Below are 16,382 nucleotides of genomic sequence, written 5' to 3' on the forward strand. Positions count from 1 at the left end.
AGAAAATATCGGACGCCGTGGATGCACTCAAAATACTGGCCACCGCACAGGCTGCACCAAACTGGGGATAGCTCAGCTTCGCGGGGACGCGGGTGGAAATCTACGGCACGCGCCAGTTCATGTACCTCGGTCGCATGGGCGGTGGCTTCCAGGTCTTCAACGCAGACGGGCAAAGTATTCAAATCCAGCCGGGGCAATATACGCCGTCCAACGTCAAGCATATGGCGAACTTCCTGGACAGCATTCGGTCGCGCGCGCAGCCAAACGCGGACATTGAGGAGGGCCATCGCTCCACGCTGCTCGGCCTCTATGGGAACATTGCCTACCGGACCGGGCGCCGATTGCATATTGACGCCGCGACCGAAGGATTTATCGATGACGACGAGGCCAACAGCTACGTGCGACGCACCTATCGCGAGCCGTGGGTTGTGCCGAAACAAGTTTGAGCACAGGTGCAGCCGAACTGCCGACTGCGGAGTGTCATCTTAAAGGAGATTATTTTGAAGTACTTCGTGCGAACCTTCGCTACTGCGATGTTGTCTATCGGCCTGTCCTGCACCGCACTGGCCAGCGTGACGGTAGAAGCCCTGAGGCCCGATGGCGCGCCCAACAAGGCGGCGTGGATGGCCCAGGGCTCTTTCGGCGTCATGACCCATTACCTGCTTTCGCCCGAAGGGGCCACGCCGGAGGAAAAAACAGCGAACTTGAATCGTATGGTGGACAATTTCGATCTGGAGGCCTACGTCGCCCAGATCGAGGAGACCGGGGCGGACTGGGTCATCTTCACGCTCATGCAGGGTACGGGTTTTCTTTCAAGCCGGAGCGAATATGTGGACAAACTCCAGCCGGGCATCTCGCCGCGTCGCGAACTGATCCCCGAGCTGGGCCGCCTTCTCCACGCGCGGGGAAAGCGGTTGATCGTTTACATGCCGAGCCCTCACACCGGTGCGGATCCCGTGGTGAAGAGCCTGATCGGCCTGGGCACCGAGGGCTATGTGGAGCGGCACAACGAACTGGTCCGGGAGTTGTCGCTCAAGGGCGGAAAGGACATTGACGGGTGGTGGTTTGACAGTTGCGGTCCCCAGGATGATGCCGCCTGGCAGCGGGAGATGGACGCATGCCGCGCCGGCAATCCGGATGCGGTCATCGCCTTCAGCGGGGCCGAATTCTGCGCGGCGGGCACGATCAAGCCGCTGTGCCCGATTGAGGATTACCACGCGGGCGAAATTCACCTGTTGGAAGACGGGAAGATCCGCACCGACTTCGTGTACCCGCCCGGAGAAGGAAACATTCTCGTAGACGAGAACCGCAAGCTGCGCAAGCGCGGCCAGGAGGCAAAGTTCTACATGCCCGAGGGACAATTTATCGACAACGTCCAGTGGCACGGTCTGCTGCCGATCGACCTGACCTTTAACCCGGCCGTCCCCAATCAGTATTGCCACTACACCGACAAAGAACTCTTCCAGTTTGTCGACAATGTGAAGGCGGTCGGCGGTGCGCTCACGATCAACGTACCCATCGAGAACGAGAACGGTCACATCCCGGAAGACACCCACAGTCAGCTTGTCCGGCTGGGGAAGCATTTGAAGGATAAGAAATAGCGCCGGTTCGCGATCTCAAGTATCAACCCAGCGCCGGATAGTCCAGATAGCCTTCGACGCCCTCCGAGTAATAGGTCGCAGGATCGGGCTCGTTCAAAGGCGCATCCGTCTTGAAACGCAGGGGCAGATCGGGGTTGGCGATGAATTTCTGCCCGAATACGATCGCGTCCGCGCGGCCCTCGCGAATCGCGTCTGCCGCCGTGGCCTTGTCATAGCCGCCATTGGCCAGCAGGGGGCCTTCAAACGCTTCGCGGAGGTAAGGCGTCACGCGGGGCGCGTCGGGATTGTACAGACGCCCCGGTCGAATCGCTTCCGCCACGTGAAGATACGCGAGCCCAAAGGGATTCAGGGCCTTGCCCACGTGGCTATACAGCGCCACGGGATCGCTGTCGCCCATGCCGTTGCCATTCATCGTGGGGCTCAGCCGAAGGCCCGTGCGATCTGCGGACCAGGCGTCCGCCACCGCCTCCACCACCTCGAGCAGAAAACGCGCGCGATTCTCTATGGAGCCGCCGTACCCGTCCGTCCTCCGGTTCGACGCATCCCGAAGAAACTGGTCAATGAGGTAGCTGTTCGCGCCATGGATCTCTACACCGTCGAAGCCCGCTTCCCGCGCCCGGCGGGTGGCGATCTGGTAGTCCGCCACGATTCCCTTGATTTCAGAGACGCTCAACGCGCGCGGTACGGTGAAGGGCTTTTTCCCCGTCGGCGTGTGGGCCTCGCCCGTCGCAGCAAGAGCGCTGGGTGCAACCGGAGCCGCGCCACCCTGGTAGTCGGGGTGAGAGATGCGGCCCATGTGCCACAGTTGCAGCACCATTCGCCCGCCCGCCGTGTGGACCGCGTCCGTCACCTTTCGCCAGCCCGCTACCTGGTCGTCCGTGTAGATCGCCGGGGCACCGTGCCACCCGTATCCCTGCTCGCTGATGGCGGTGGCTTCGGAGATGATCAGCGCCGCCGACGCACGCTGGGCATAGTATGCCACCATTAAATCGTTCGGGATGCGTCCGGTCGCCCGCGCCCGTGTGAGCGGTGCCATCAGAATACGATGGGGGAGATTGAGCGCGCCGAGGCGAAGCGGCTGGAAGAGCAGGTCCTTATGGTTCATGTTGGCTTCCTCAGTTCGAGTGGAGCGGCGTATGGGCACCGCGACTAGGGCGTGGGGGCAATCAGGCGCGCGGTGGCCATCATGCGAATGTTCTTAGACGCATTAATCGATGGGGAGTGGAGTACGCGCATGTCCATCAAGAAGACGTCGCCCGCCCCACCGCACATTTCAACGATGGAGATGGGGACACCGCACAAGTCCCGTTGTTGAAACAACGCCTCGGCATCGATGTCTGCAGGGTTGAACAGCGCACACAGTACCGGGTCCCGTCGTAGAAGGCGCTGCGCACCGTCCTCCCGGGCCTCCGGAATATAGTGGAGCCTGTGGGAGCCCGCGAGGGCGAGGGTCCCGCCTCCTCTCGCGCGAAGGTCGTCCATAAGCACAAAAGCCTGGACGCCCGCAACCACGTCGTTCCTGGGCGGGGTCAGGTCGAGGTGCCAGTTCAGGCCGCCGAGAGACCACGCCGCCTTGTGGGGGAGAGAAAGCAATAGCTGGACCTGCGGTTTCTCCGCCGTGGAGGAAAGTCCGCCGACGTTTCGCATGCTGGCGAGGAGTTCCGGTGCGAACAAGCGCTCCAGCCAGGGGCCAGTGGTGATCAACTGTCCGAGCCGGGTGGTTTGTTGAAAGTGGGGAAGGGCCTCAATTTTCGACGCGGACAACTTCCCACCGGTTTTCAACTTCAGGCGCTCCAACTCCGAGGTGATAAAGCGCTTCGCCGCTTCCGTCTGCTTTTTCGGAACCGCCGAAGGCAGTTTCACGATGCCCTGCGTCTTGAAAAGTAGTTGTTGCTCCGAGGTCAGCATACTGGGCTCCGCCGATGGGTTATCATTCGGACCGTGTGCATTCATGAGACTCAAAGTTCCGCGACGTGTCTCACAGCAGGTATGCTCCCGCTGGTTAATTCGTCGTAGATATCCCGCAAGTTTTCATTGAGCTCATCCAGCGAAATGCCTTGGGTCATGTAGTCGGGAAACTCTTCCAAGTAACCGACAAACATGCCGGCATCTTCCCAGTAGGTGTATCTCATGCTCTCCATACTGGAAATGAAATACCGCCAGGCCGAACTCTTCAACCGGCGCAACCAGGAGACTGGCGGCATGTCCCGTGGCCGTGCCTACGAATGGACAGGTGGCGCAACGGCTCAGTGGGCGTATTTCAGCAATGCGAAGCCGCCTACCAGTAGAACGGTAAACGCCACAACGAGCAGGTTGAACCACTTGTCGATAAAGCCCTTGATCGGCTCGCCATAGTGGTAGAGGAGGCCCGCCACGAGATAAAAGCGCGCGGCACGACCGATCAACGACGCCACGACGAACATGGGGAAAGACACGTGGAAGACGCCCGCAGCGATGGTGATGACCTTGTAGGGGATCGGCGTAAAGGCGGCGATGAAGACCACCCAGAAGTTGTACTGCTCGTACAAATCGCCGACGGAATGAAATTTAGCTTCGGTAAAGCCCGGCACATAGGTGTAAAAGAGTTGGTCAACCGCAGCCCAGGCTCCCCAGCCGATGCCGTATCCGATAACGCCACCAACCACGGAACCCGCAGTGCAGATCAGCGCAAATCTCAGCGCGTGAGCTCGCTTGCCGACGCACAGGGCGACCAGTAACACATCGGGCGGAATGGGGAAAAAGCTCGACTCGGCAACGGCCAGGACAAACAGGGCCACACTGCCATAAGGCGTTTCGGCCCAGCTCAGCACCCAGTCATAAAGATTTCGTACCCACTTCATGGTTGAACCTTCTCGGTGTTTTCGCGACATGTGCCGCGTTCGTTACAGGGTAATGGCGGGCTCGTAAAAGCGGTGCATGACCGCGTGGTGGGTCATATCGCGATGCAGGGGAGTCACACTGACCTTGCCCTGCTCGATGGCCTCGAAGTCCGTGCCCGACTCCATAATGTGGGAGGGCTCGTCGCCGCCTATCCAATAATAGATGCCGCCCCGGGGATCTTCCCGGCGCACAATCTCGTCGTGATAGTCCCGGCGCCCCATCCGGGTCACCGCAATGCCCTGAAGCTCTTCAAAGGGCCGGTCCGGCACATTGACGTTCAGCGTCGTATCTTCCGGCAGGCCGTGCTGGAGCACATAGCGGGCCACCTGAGCGCCCACCTGTGCCGCCGTGGCCATGTGTTCCGGGCGATAGCTCACGTCGGACACCGCAATGGAGGGAATCCCCAGAAGCATGCCTTCAAAGGCCCCCGCCACCGTTCCCGAATAGGTCACATCATCCCCCAGGTTGGCCCCGGGGTTGACCCCGGATACGACCAGCGCGGGGCGCTCGCCCAGCAGGGATCGCACCGCCAGCATCACGCAGTCCGTCGGGGTCCCATCCACCATGTGCCATCCGGGCTCCAAAGCGTTCACGCGCAATGGTTTATGGAGCGATACGCTGTGGCCCACCGCACTCTGCTGGCTCTCCGGGGCATACACTTCCACGCGGCCCACCGCCTCAAGCGCTTCCGCCAGAAGGCGCAGTCCCGGTGCACGGACACCATCGTCGTTGGTAACCAGAATAAGGGGTCGGTTCATAGGAGCTTGCGGGATGCCTTGGGGGATGGGGTCAGAAAAGCCACCTCTTTTATACCACAGCCGTGCGGTCCATTCAAAGCCGCTCAACCCGGCGGCTCACCCGCACCGCGCTGATCGGCGTATGCGTTACACCAAATATCAGGTGTGGAGAATCCAATGAATTCTCCCACCATTTCCGGGAAATCCGGTATAATGGATCAAAAGTGAACTTAAACGGAACGTTGTGAAGCCCGGTTTCACTTCCCGGGGCCAAGGTCCGCGCAGTCTACCCGCGGTCGGTCGAGGATGAGCGTCGGCCGCACACCTGCGCGGTCTCCATCCGGGTGACGAAAACGGGCTTGAGGTCTGCGTAGATTCCGGGGATAGCGTCCGCAAATACGGGGCATCGATCGGCGAGACGGGCAACAGGAAGGCAAGTTGGATGGGGAAACCCTCGATACTTATCGTGGACGATGAGGCAAACATTCGCAGCGCGCTTCAGCGCTGGTTTCAGATCTGCGGTTTTGACGTATTTTTGGCGTCCGATGGGGCCGAGGCCGTGGCGCTGTGTGAGTCCAATCGATTCGATGTCATAACCATGGACCTCGAGATGCCCCGGATGGGTGGCATCCAGGCGTTGACAGAAATCCGCAAGAAGCATCCCGACGTGCCGGTGCTGATTGTAACGGGATTCGCCCGGGATACCCAGCAGGCCCTCCAGGCGGGCGCGTCGAAGGTGTTGACTAAACCCCTGCGACTCCGAGACTTGGAAGAAGAAGTGCGGAGCGTTCTGGACGTCGTCCGAGAGAACTGAAGCTGGGGCAACGCGCGCGGGGCCGGTCCAGAGTGGATCGCGGGGCGCGCCGTGGCCGGGGCATTCTGAAAACCGGCACCCGCCAGAAAGCTCTGGACAAATACTGGAGCAACTGCTAAAATCGGTTATACTACCGGAGTAGTGCAGGCTTTTAACACTATTGGCGACCCTTTTCCGCTCGCCAGGGAACAGCCATATCGTGCGGCAGGTTCCGAAAAAGTCACGCCGGAATGGCGGTGCTCCTGTAGCGTGTGACAAACACTTAAGTGATTGCGGGCTGGATTGTTGGGGCGAATCCCCAGCCGGAAACCCGTAGTCCAACTGGTTATTCGATAGGTTTTTGCCACGATGGTGGCGGCCAGGGTGAAATTCGAGATTTGTACCGAGAACGGGACCGAAGCGCCATATTCACGGGCAGCGTGTATCGCCCAGTGAGATGTTCGGAGCCCGGCGCTGCAAATCGAAACAGGCGTTGGTTTCATTGCGCCTTGGGAAACCGCATGCACATGACTCGAAACAGGAACGCTAGGGGCGGCGATGGCAACAGGTAAGAGCAAAGCGAAGGCGTCCAAAGCGGTGGCGAGCAAGAAGAGCGCGCCCAGACCCGCCGGAAAAAGCGTGGCCAAGGCCACGGCCAAACCCAAAGCCGCCCCCGCCAAAGCGGTGAAGCCCACCCAGGCATCCAAGGCGCCATCGAAATCGGCCCCGTCGGGCAAGGCAGCCTCCAAATCGCCCGCCCCCAAGGCGAAGACGCCCCCTGCCCGTGTGGCCGCGAAATCCGCGCCGGTGAAAGCGGCAGCCCCGAAAGCCTCGCCATCGAAGGTGGTTCCGCCTAAGTCGGGCTCCAAGACCTCCACCGTGAAATCTGCCCCGGCGGCCCCCAAGGCGGCTCCGGAAAAACCGGCCGTGGCGAAGGCGGCCCCGTCAAAGGCGGTTCCCTCGGCTCCCGAAGCACCAAAGCCCGCCGTCGCCAAGGCCCCCACCACGCCCGCAGCCTCGTCGCGTGAAGCCAAAGTCTCTCGCGGAAGTGGGAAACTGCTTCCCCGGACCTTCCTGTTTGGACTGTCCGAAGCCATCAAGGCCGTCGTTGCGCCGATGGTGCAGCAGGTCAAGGGCCGCGACGTGGTGGACTCCGCCGTGAGCGGCGACGCGACCTTCGAAATAGATAAAGTGGCCGAGAAGGCGCTGCTGGCCTATCTCAAGGCCGAGCGCGCGCCCGTAGCGTACTATTCGGAAGATTCCGGCTATTCAACCTTCTCCAACGATCCGCCCCAGCATCTGCTGATCGTCGATCCTATCGACGGCACCCGTGCGGCCAAGAACGGCTTCGAGGCCTGTGTGGTTGCCATTGCCGCCACCAGCGTTATCGAACGACCCACCATGGCCGACGTGGAAAGCGCTTGTGTGATGGAAATCATGGGCGAGCGGACCTTTTACGCCGAGCGCGGCAAAGGGGCCCGAATTTATACGCCCGATGGCAAGACCAGGAAGCCGAAACTGTCTGAAAATGTGAATCTGGAAACGATCGCCTGGTCCATGACCGTGCCGGCCCGTCCGGCGGCCCTGATTTTCCCCACAGCCGCGCCGTTGATCGATCTTACAAGCCTCAAGGGCGGTTTTTTCGCCTGTAACAGCACCTCATACAGCCTGACGCGCCTTCTGACCAATCAATTGGACGCGTGTGTGGATTTTGCCAGCCGCTACATGAAAGAGATTCCGGATCTGGTCCAGGATCAATTCATCAATGCGGGCCGCGGCACGGTACTCGGTATCGCACCCTACGACATGGCGGCGTCCCTGTTGATTGCCCAGGAGGCCGGTTGCATCGTTACCGACGCCTTCGGCGAACATTTCGACGACGTGTTGCTGCTGGACAGCTCCGAGCACAACCACCAGTCCATTATCGCGGCGTCCAATGCGGCCTTGCACGAGAAATTGCTCAGCATCTTCGACACGCGCATCAAGCAGTATGTTGCGGCCATGCACCGCGCCAAGGGCTGAAGTCGGCGTTCGCGCCTGAGTTCGGTTTCGGATTTGTCGCGATCAGAGATCCGACGAAGCGTCGACGACGGTGGCGTGTCGTTTTTCCCGGAGCGAATGGCTTCGAGCGGCGGCGGGAAAAGTAGTAAATGTCCAGTGTGCAAGGGCCGCGCACCTTGCCAGCGAGACTTTCGTTCATGCAGTCGGCAGGATCCATTACAGAAGCACCGGGCACGGTCCTCTTCACGCTGGACGATGTGTGCAAGGAATATCATATGGGGGAGGTGGTGGTGCCCGCCCTTCGCGGGGCCACCCTCACCATAGACCGGGGCGAGTTTCTGGTGATCCTCGGGCCGAGCGGTTCGGGCAAGAGCACACTGCTCAATATTATCGGCGGCCTGGACGGTCCCACGCGGGGCTCCATACGCTTCGGCGGGGAAGATCTCGCCCAGTTCGACGAAAGCCAGCGTACCCAGTATCGCCGTCGTTACATCGGATTCGTCTTCCAGTTCTACAACCTCATGCCCAACCTGACGGCGGAGGAAAACGTGGAACTGGCCACCGAGATCTCCCTCGACCCCATGCCCGCGCGGGAGGCCCTCGATCTGGTGCAGCTCGGCCCGCGGCGCAACCACTTTCCCTCGCAGCTCTCCGGCGGCGAACAGCAACGGGTCGCCATTGCCCGTGCCGTGGCGAAGCGCCCCGAGATTCTGCTGTGCGACGAGCCCACGGGCGCCCTGGACATTGCCACCGGCAAAGTCGTGCTGGAGGCCCTGAGCGAGATTAATCAGCGTATCCAGACGACCCTCATCATCATCACCCACAACGCGGCCATCGCCGAACTGGCGGATCGCGTTATCCAGATGCGGGACGGCCATGTGCAGTCCATTGAGCGCAACGCGGTCCGGAAAACGGTGGATGACCTCGTGTGGTAATCAGGGCCTTCCATAAGAAGCTAATCCGGAGCATGCTGCTGGCGTGGCCCCAATCGCTGGGCGTAGTGGCGGTGGTCATGTGCGGTATCGCGGCCTATATCTGTGTCTACTCCGCGTACCTCAATCTGAGCCTGACCCGCGACACCTACTATGCCCAGAATCGCTTCGCCGATTTCGAGATTCTCGTGGATCGCGCGCCTGAAACCGCCGTGTACAAGATTGAGGCCATTCCCGGCGTGCGCCAGGTGCGCAAGCGCATTGTGGAAGAGGTCAATGTCGATATTCCCGGTGTGGACGAGCCGCGCATCGGGCGGCTCATCTCCATGCCCCTGCCCCGGGTGCCGGTCATCAACGACATGGTGTTGCTCGCCGGGCGCTACTTCGAACCCGGCGCCCAGAGCGAGACCGTCCTGAGCCAGCATTTCGCCCGTGCGAATGGATTGGAGATCGGGGACCGCGTTCACATCTCCGTGGACAACAAGAAGTATTCCCTGCGCATCGTGGGCATTGGTGCATCGCCGGAGTACGTCTACATGATTCGAAACGTGCAGTCGCTGGTGCCCAGCCCGGAGGGCTTCGGGATCCTGTGGGTACCGGAAGACTTTGCGGAGACGGCCCTTGATTTGAAATCCGCCTGCAACAACATCGTAGGGCTCGTGGACGATCCTCATGACCTCGACGTGATCCTCGACGAGGCGGACAAGATCCTCGACCCCTACGGCGTATTTGCCAAAACGAAGCGGGAAAACCAGATTTCGAATCGATTCATCTCCGACGAGATCAAGGGACTCGGGGTCTCGGCAAAGATTATTCCGACCTTGTTTCTGGGGATAGCCGCCCTCATCATTCTGATTCTGCTTAACCGTATGGTGCGCACCGAGCGCACCCAGATCGGACTGATGAAGGCCTTCGGCTATTCCAACTGGGCCGTAGGTGTTCATTACATTGAATACGGTATCGTCCTCGCGCTCGTCGGATGTGTCGGTGGCTTCCTCCTCGGCCAGTGGATGGCGGGGGGGATGATCCGGATCTACGTCCAGTTCTACCAGTTCCCCATTCTCGAATCCCGCGTGTACTGGGATGTGCTCGCCCGGTCCATGGGTATCACGCTCGTCTTCGCCACGCTCGGCGCGCTTACCGCGGCCATTCAGGCGGCCCGCATCCGGCCTGCGGAGTCCATGCGCGCCGAGGCCCCGCGCACCGTGAATAAGGTCTGGATCGAGCTGTTTCCTCCCCTCTGGCGCCGGGTGAGCTTCACCTGGAAAATGATCTTCCGCAACATCTCCCGCAATCGATTCCGCGCGGGCGTCAATCTTTTTGGCGTCGCCATTTCGCTCAGCCTCCTCCTCATGGGCTTTTTCATGACCGACTCCACCGAGTTCGGGATGAACTTTCAGTTCAGGGATGTGCAGCGGGACGACGTAAAGGTTAGTTTCCAGAAGGAACAGGGGAAGGACGCCCTGCTTGAGGCCAGCCGCTTTCCCCACGTCCGACGGGCGGAGGCTTTCCTGGAGTATCCTTTCGAGATCCGAACCGAATGGAGGAAGAAAGACATCATCGTAACCGGCGTGGCGGCCGACTCGGAAATGTTCAAGGTGATGAATTTCAAACGCGAGGCCTTTGCCCTGGGTGGGAACACCGTCGTGCTGGCGGACGGTCTTGCGAAGGAACTGGCCGTGGAGCCCGGTGACACCATCGAGCTGGAACCCCTGCTGGGGCGCATCGATCGCACCTTCACGATTAACGTGCGCGCCGTGGCCCAGCAGTTTGTGGGGACGGGCGCTTATATGGATCTGCACGACCTCAGCCGCATGCTCGACGAGCCCTTTGCCCTCAACAGTGCCCTCTTGCGGATCGAGGACGGGGGACGCCCCGCGCTGAACAAGCGCCTCAAAGAAATTGGCGGGATCGCGGCGGTCAGCTTCAACCAGGACGCCTACGATTCCATCAAGAAGACGATCGGCCAGAGCATGGCGATTACCAACACCATTCTCCTTTCCTTCGCCGCCGTGATCGCCTTTTCCATCATTTACAATATCACTGCCGTGTCGCTGTCTGAGCGGCAGCGGGAGCTTGCCTCGCTTCGGGTGCTGGGTTTTTCCTCCAGCGAGGCGGGTCGAATCATGTACCATGAGAACATCTTGATGGGCGTGCTCGGCATTTTCGCCGGGATTCCCATGGGGATAGGCATCTGCGCGCTCCTCGTGAAGGCCTACAGCAACGACATGTTTCGGCTGCCCTTTCACATCGACCGGAGCACCTACGCCACGGCGATCCTGCTGACCATGTCCTTCGTGCTGCTGGCGAATTTGGCGGTGCGCAGAAAGATCGAGCAACTGGATCTGGTGGAGGTGTTAAAGGAGCGGGAGTAAGGACGGAAGGAAAAGTTGAACCACGAATAGACCTGGAGCGGCCTCCGACCGCAACACCAAAGAGCTAAACCGCAAATTTACGCAAATTAGCGCAAATTGTTTCTTCAAACGGAAGGAAACGGCCTTTAACCGCGAATGAACGCGAATAGACGCGAATTTTTCAACTGTGTGTAGGACGTGCAAGTCAGCAACCAGAATGAATTGAACGAACATGTTTAGTGAACTGCGGAAAGGACCATTCATATGTATGAAGGACAACTGGATATTCGCGTCCATTTGCGTTCATTCGCGGTTCAGCGCTCTTCCTTCTTTCCCATCAAAGTATTTGCGTGAATTTGCGTAAATTTGCGGTTCACTTCCTCTTGATTGCGGCCAACGACCGTGGTTGAGTCTGTTCACGAATTTGCAGAGACTGAATTGAAATCCGCATTCTTGATTCCCATGGATACCGCATAAACCTATGACTATCAGCAGAAAGAAAATCATCGGCACGGCCATCGTCGCCGTTCTTCTTGGATTCGCCGTGCTTTCCATGCGGCCCCAGCCGGCATTGGTCGAAATCGGCAAGCCGGAAAAGCGGGCGGTGCGCGAGTACATCACGGAAGAGGCCAAGACTCGCCTTCGCGATGAGTACACGGTGGATATGCCGCTCTCGGGCACCTTGAAGCGCATGGGCCTTGAGGTGGGAGATGTGGTGGAGGTGGGCGCCATCCTTGCGGAGATAGACACCTTCGATCTGGAGCACAAGATCCGAGCCGCGGAGTTCCTGATTCAGCAATCGCAGTTTCAGATTGACGGATTGGCCAGCGGCAAGCCGAAAAAGGAAGATACGGATACGGCCTCGGTACGTATCAAGGAAATGTCGGATCAACTTCAAATAGCCGAAACGCAGCACCGCGTCGCGGGCATTGAATCCGAGCAGGCTCGACGGGAGTACGAGCGCGTCAAGAAGCTCGTTGAAGAGGGCGTCGCCGCCCAGAGCCTGCTTGACGATGCCCAGCGCACCCACGAGGGACTGCTGGAGCAGGTGGATCGGGCCCAGCTCGCCGTGGCCGCCGCCCGAAAGAATGTCGAGATCGCCCAGTTGGCGGCGAGCCGCGTGGCGTCGTCCATGGACGACAACGAGTACATGCGTCAGGTCTATGGTGCGGAAATTCAGCGTCTGGAAGCGGAGCTGGCGATTTTACAGAGCGACTTCAAGAAAGCCATGATCTGCGCGCCCGTGTCCGGTCCAGTGCTGGAAAAATACATTGAGAATACGCGGGTGCTGGCGGCGGGCACACCGATCATGAAGCTTGGCGACCTCGGCACCATGGAGATCGAAAGCGATGTCCTTTCTGAGGAGGTTGTCGCAGTGACGCCGGGCGATGCGGTGGAACTCATCGGAAAGGCCCTGGGCGAGGCGCCCGTCCTGGGCAAGGTGGACCGAATCTACCCCTCCGCCTTTCAAAAGATATCATCGCTGGGCATCGAGCAGCAGCGGGTCAAGACCATCATCGCCTTCGACAATTCCGCACTCCAACTCCGCGCGGGCACTCGCTTGGATGTCCGCATTATCACCGACGAAACGACCGATGCCATTGCCGTGCCGGAACGTTCGGTATTTCGCCGCGAGGGGGAGTGGTACGTCTTTGTCGTGGACGGTGGCAGCGCGGAATTGCGCAAGGTAACGGTCGGCCTGAAGAACGACACCTGGGCGGCCATCACCAGCGGATTGGAATTGGAGGAAGCTATCATTCTCGATCCCAAGAACGACCTCGAGCCCGGCAGCCGCGTCGCAGCGCGGTAGGGACGTACCGCCGCACGGGCACCCGGCGGGAACTGGCGTGACCATGGGAGATCCGGAGTGACAAAGGCCTATTGCGGGTGCCGCCTCAATTCGGCCTCAGCCCGTTTGGGGTACGCTGAGAGCAGTTTCCTATAGGCATACCGCGAAGCATCCAATCCGGCTTGTGCACCCGGCATCTTTGTGTCGATTCTTCAAAAGGCTAATCCCGGTCGCCTTCATTATGCTGGACTATCGCGTCCCAGGGCACCCAAACGAGCGTTGCTCGATTGAGGTGGCACCCGGAGTGGCTCGAATTATCGGTTGGAGTGTGCGCGTGTCCCTCCCCTCCTTACGGAAAGCGCAGCACACCCCATTGCAGATCGGGTTGCGCGCCATAGCCGTGGGCCCAGGCGCTCCGCTCTTCACCGGCACCGTGGCGGTTGCGCACGATATTGATGGGCAGGCTGGTTCCACGCTTCGGATTGCCGACCAATCCAATCGGAATTCGGAAGAGGGCATTCCATCCGGTCCCGGTTTTCGCCGCCACCACTTCCCAGTCGCCGTCCCAGCCGACATCATTCGCCTCGCTGTCGTACTGGGTGCCCAGCGGACTGGCGACAAGCCGAAGAGGCAGCTCGCCCTCGGGCTGAAGCCAGATCTCCACGCTTTCCTGTTGCCACAAGGGGGCATCCCGTTGCGCGAGGTCCGCGATCATGGCCGCAGGATCATGGTCGTTCGCCTGAATCGCGATGTACAGATCGCTTCGCGTGCGCGTTACCCGGACCGCCGTGGGTGACGAAGCAAAGCGGGGCCTGTCCGTATTGAGAAAGGCGCCCGCCTGTGCCTTCAGCGCCCAGGGACGTCCCTCGAAGGAGGCAGCCATGGCTGGCGTGATGGTGGCATAGCCGCACTCCATCTCCGCCGCGGGCTTATCCCCAAAGAGGCGCACTTCTTTCAGCATTGGTATGTCCTGTGCCGCGCTGAGGGTCAGCTTCAGGGTGGGGTGGACAGGGGGGGGTGAGAGTAGCCAGGCGCCCTTGGCCCCGGCGAGCCCGGAACCGGCCAGCGTTTGAAGTTCTTCGAAGTTCGCGCCGTCGTGGCTACCCGAGAGGCGGGCGGAAGCCAGGTTTACGCCGTCGATATCCAGACGCCGCGCGTGGGCCTGCCCGGACAAGAGGGGAAGAGTGGCCGTGGTCTCGGTCGGGCTTTCGGTGAGGACGGGTCGCACCGGAATCTCAAATTGCGGGTGTTCGGGGCGATCGGCGCGATAGTAGCGGAGATCCTCCAGGAAGAGTTCGGTCGGCGACACAAATTCCTGGTGTGATGTGATACGTTCCAAGAGTTGATCATAGCGCGCAGCATCGGGTAGTGGATCGCTCGCGCGGACCTGCGCCACCAATGTAGCCAGGGATTGGAGGGATGTCTCGCTTCCTGTTTGTGCGAAGCGCTCTTCCAGGAGCAGATAGTCCGTCAGCAGGGCCACCAGACCGCGGGCCAACTCGTAGCCCGCCTGGTCGGCGGCGACAACATCGGGATTGCTCGAACAGAGGGCGTCGAATCGCTGGCGGGCATCGATTGGGCTACCGCCACGCAAAGTCTGATCGTTCAGGTATTCCACCAGAGCGGCGCGGACCGCGCCGTGGTCGGGCCTGTCCAGGGTGGCGTCAAAATGCCGATTGAGCAGCCGCGCCCAGATCGAGCTTCGGTCCGGACCTGACCAGGCGGCATCCAGCACCGCACCGGCTTCTTCGGGCACGCCCGAAAGGGCGATCATCCCACCGCGCTGGAGCCCCTTCGCCACCAGCCACTGTTCCATCGTCTGCGCGGCGGCCGCACTTCCGTCCAGTGCAACGATCAGCGGGGCGGAGGCGGAGGCCAGAATCTGCTCGAAGCGATCAGTCGCCTCGCCGGGCGTGTCGGCGTGGACTCGCGCGATCCGCGTAATCTGGTCCGGGACCGGCGCCGCTTCGAGGCCGTAGACTCCCGCACCCTGGCCGGGCGTCAGGAGATTTGACCACATCAAGATCTTCACGTCACCGTCGATCTCCTTAATCATCCCCGCCATAAGCCCGAGTGACTGGGCGAAGGCATCGGCGTGGCTGAGGTTGCGGGCCTCGGATCGCGTGTCCTGGTTCATCCGCCCGATGGCCCCGTGGTCGAGGTGGATATAGCGCGGCTTCAGTTCCGTGATGAGCCGCTCCAACGCCGTGCGAAGCCAGGCGCGGCTCTCCGGGGCCGCGAAGCACAGGGAGGAAGAATCTTCGGTGGCCACGTTGTAGCGCAGTTCTACCTCCGCGCCGTCGGGGATGGCGCCGCCCGGCTGGCGTTGAATCCGCCAGTGGGGTCGCTCGGCCACAAAGGGCGCCACAAGGGGCTGGGCCTCCAGGGTGTAGTCCCGCTCATAGATACACGGCACGCCGCTGATGGAAACCTGGACGGTCTCTGGATGTTCCGCGATGATGTTGGGATAGCGGAGGTCCATCCACTCCGAACCGCGCAGGGTGAGTCGCTCGGTGACGGCCCGGCCTTCGATCATGAGGGGGTGTTCGCGCAATACCGATTCCATGCCGCGCAGGGTGGAGAAGACGGGCACCGGTTCGAGGTAATTCTCCCGCGCCATTTCAAAAACTCGGCGCCACGAGTCGGCCTTTACGCCCGACAGGTCGTGAAAGTCGTCGGACTCCAGGTACACGTGGGTGCATTTCAGCGCGGCGAGGGCCACCACATCTTCCTCGGTGGGCATGGATGTCAGCCAGGCCCCCCGCACAGACAATTCGGGCCAGTCCCGCAGATCCAGGTGGGGAAGGTTTGCGTCGTACTGGTCGGCAAGCCCCGCCAGCGCATGGAGGCCGTACCACGCGCCGCGCAGGCCGCCGCCGAGCACGACGATGCCCTCTTTCTCCACTACGATGCGGTAGCCTTCCTCACCGAGGGCGCTCGACCCTTCGAGGTAGCGCTTGAATTTCCGCTTCGCCAGCGCACCGGGATGGGCCGCCGTGCCCACGAAAATCCCCTCCGGAAGGCGGTCGGAGAGGGACGCGGGGGACATGAGCGGCGGGGCGTCGAGGGCCTCGCGAAGGGGTTTCGCGAATGCCGCTTCGTCCATCAACTCATCGGCGAGGATAACTGGCGTCTCGGCCTTTAGATAGAAGTGCCGCTTGTCCTCGACGGTCAGCTCACGCGGCGCCGCTGAAATACACGTTGCCGCGATCAGTGCCGCAGATGCCCATGCCCACATGCGTTCTTCCTCCCTTGAAAGTGATTTCTCGGCGTGCTCGGGCAATTTAAATCTGGT

At 60.8% G+C, this 16,382-nt stretch carries 13 protein-coding genes; 7 read left to right on the forward strand and 6 right to left on the reverse strand.

Annotation, left to right across the window (positions count from 1 at the left end; genetic code table 11):
- The first annotated feature begins 92 nt into the window (after positions 1-92).
- Both JNK74_24030 and JNK74_24035 read left to right on the forward strand, forming a co-directional pair.
- Positions 93-446: a hypothetical protein gene (locus JNK74_24030; protein MBL7649258.1), complete on the forward strand. Its 354-nt coding sequence runs from the start codon at positions 93-95 to the stop codon at positions 444-446.
- 54 nt (positions 447-500) lie between these two features.
- Positions 501-1,601, forward strand: coding sequence for a hypothetical protein (locus JNK74_24035; GenBank protein MBL7649259.1), 1,101 nt, complete (start codon positions 501-503; stop codon positions 1,599-1,601).
- A gap of 22 nt (positions 1,602-1,623) precedes the next feature.
- On the opposite strand, the gene JNK74_24040 is transcribed toward JNK74_24035, so the two are convergent.
- The 5 genes from JNK74_24040 to surE all read right to left on the reverse strand — a co-directional run bounded on the left by JNK74_24040 (position 1,624) and on the right by surE (position 5,239).
- Entirely contained in the window at positions 1,624-2,706 is a 1,083-nt protein-coding gene (locus tag JNK74_24040; protein MBL7649260.1) for an alkene reductase, read from the reverse strand.
- Positions 2,707-2,750: 44 nt separating this feature from the next.
- Positions 2,751-3,554 carry a phytanoyl-CoA dioxygenase family protein gene (locus JNK74_24045; protein ID MBL7649261.1) on the reverse strand — a complete coding sequence of 268 codons (804 nt, stop codon included), beginning with the start codon at positions 3,552-3,554 and terminating at the stop codon, positions 2,751-2,753.
- Between the two features lie 5 nt (positions 3,555-3,559).
- Positions 3,560-3,742, reverse strand: coding sequence for a type II toxin-antitoxin system HicB family antitoxin (locus tag JNK74_24050; protein MBL7649262.1), 183 nt, complete (start codon positions 3,740-3,742; stop codon positions 3,560-3,562).
- 105 nt (positions 3,743-3,847) lie between these two features.
- Entirely contained in the window at positions 3,848-4,441 is a 594-nt protein-coding gene (locus JNK74_24055; GenBank protein MBL7649263.1) for a DedA family protein, read from the reverse strand.
- Positions 4,442-4,483: 42 nt separating this feature from the next.
- Positions 4,484-5,239 (reverse strand): 5'/3'-nucleotidase SurE, encoded by a 756-nt coding sequence (surE, locus tag JNK74_24060; protein ID MBL7649264.1) that lies wholly within the window; start codon positions 5,237-5,239, stop codon positions 4,484-4,486.
- Between the two features lie 421 nt (positions 5,240-5,660).
- Between surE and JNK74_24065 the strand changes: the two genes are divergently transcribed.
- The 5 genes from JNK74_24065 to JNK74_24085 all read left to right on the forward strand — a co-directional run bounded on the left by JNK74_24065 (position 5,661) and on the right by JNK74_24085 (position 13,108).
- On the forward strand, positions 5,661-6,032 hold the full coding sequence (locus JNK74_24065) for a response regulator (GenBank protein MBL7649265.1): 372 nt from the start codon (positions 5,661-5,663) through the stop codon (positions 6,030-6,032).
- Between the two features lie 537 nt (positions 6,033-6,569).
- On the forward strand, positions 6,570-8,033 hold the full coding sequence (locus JNK74_24070; GenBank protein MBL7649266.1) for a hypothetical protein: 1,464 nt from the start codon (positions 6,570-6,572) through the stop codon (positions 8,031-8,033).
- A 176-nt stretch (positions 8,034-8,209) separates the two neighbouring features.
- Positions 8,210-8,947 (forward strand): ABC transporter ATP-binding protein, encoded by a 738-nt coding sequence (locus JNK74_24075; protein ID MBL7649267.1) that lies wholly within the window; start codon positions 8,210-8,212, stop codon positions 8,945-8,947.
- Positions 8,941-11,319 carry an ABC transporter permease gene (locus tag JNK74_24080; protein ID MBL7649268.1) on the forward strand — a complete coding sequence of 793 codons (2,379 nt, stop codon included), beginning with the start codon at positions 8,941-8,943 and terminating at the stop codon, positions 11,317-11,319. The genes JNK74_24075 and JNK74_24080 overlap by 7 nt, the downstream gene beginning before the upstream one ends.
- Before the next feature lie 460 nt (positions 11,320-11,779).
- Positions 11,780-13,108 carry an efflux RND transporter periplasmic adaptor subunit gene (locus JNK74_24085; GenBank protein ID MBL7649269.1) on the forward strand — a complete coding sequence of 443 codons (1,329 nt, stop codon included), beginning with the start codon at positions 11,780-11,782 and terminating at the stop codon, positions 13,106-13,108.
- A gap of 328 nt (positions 13,109-13,436) precedes the next feature.
- On the opposite strand, the gene JNK74_24090 is transcribed toward JNK74_24085, so the two are convergent.
- Positions 13,437-16,325, reverse strand: coding sequence for a hypothetical protein (locus JNK74_24090; protein MBL7649270.1), 2,889 nt, complete (start codon positions 16,323-16,325; stop codon positions 13,437-13,439).
- Positions 16,326-16,382 lie beyond the last annotated feature (57 nt).

Source organism: Candidatus Hydrogenedentota bacterium, assembly GCA_016791475.1.
Taxonomy (GTDB): domain Bacteria; phylum Hydrogenedentota; class Hydrogenedentia; order Hydrogenedentales; family JAEUWI01; genus JAEUWI01.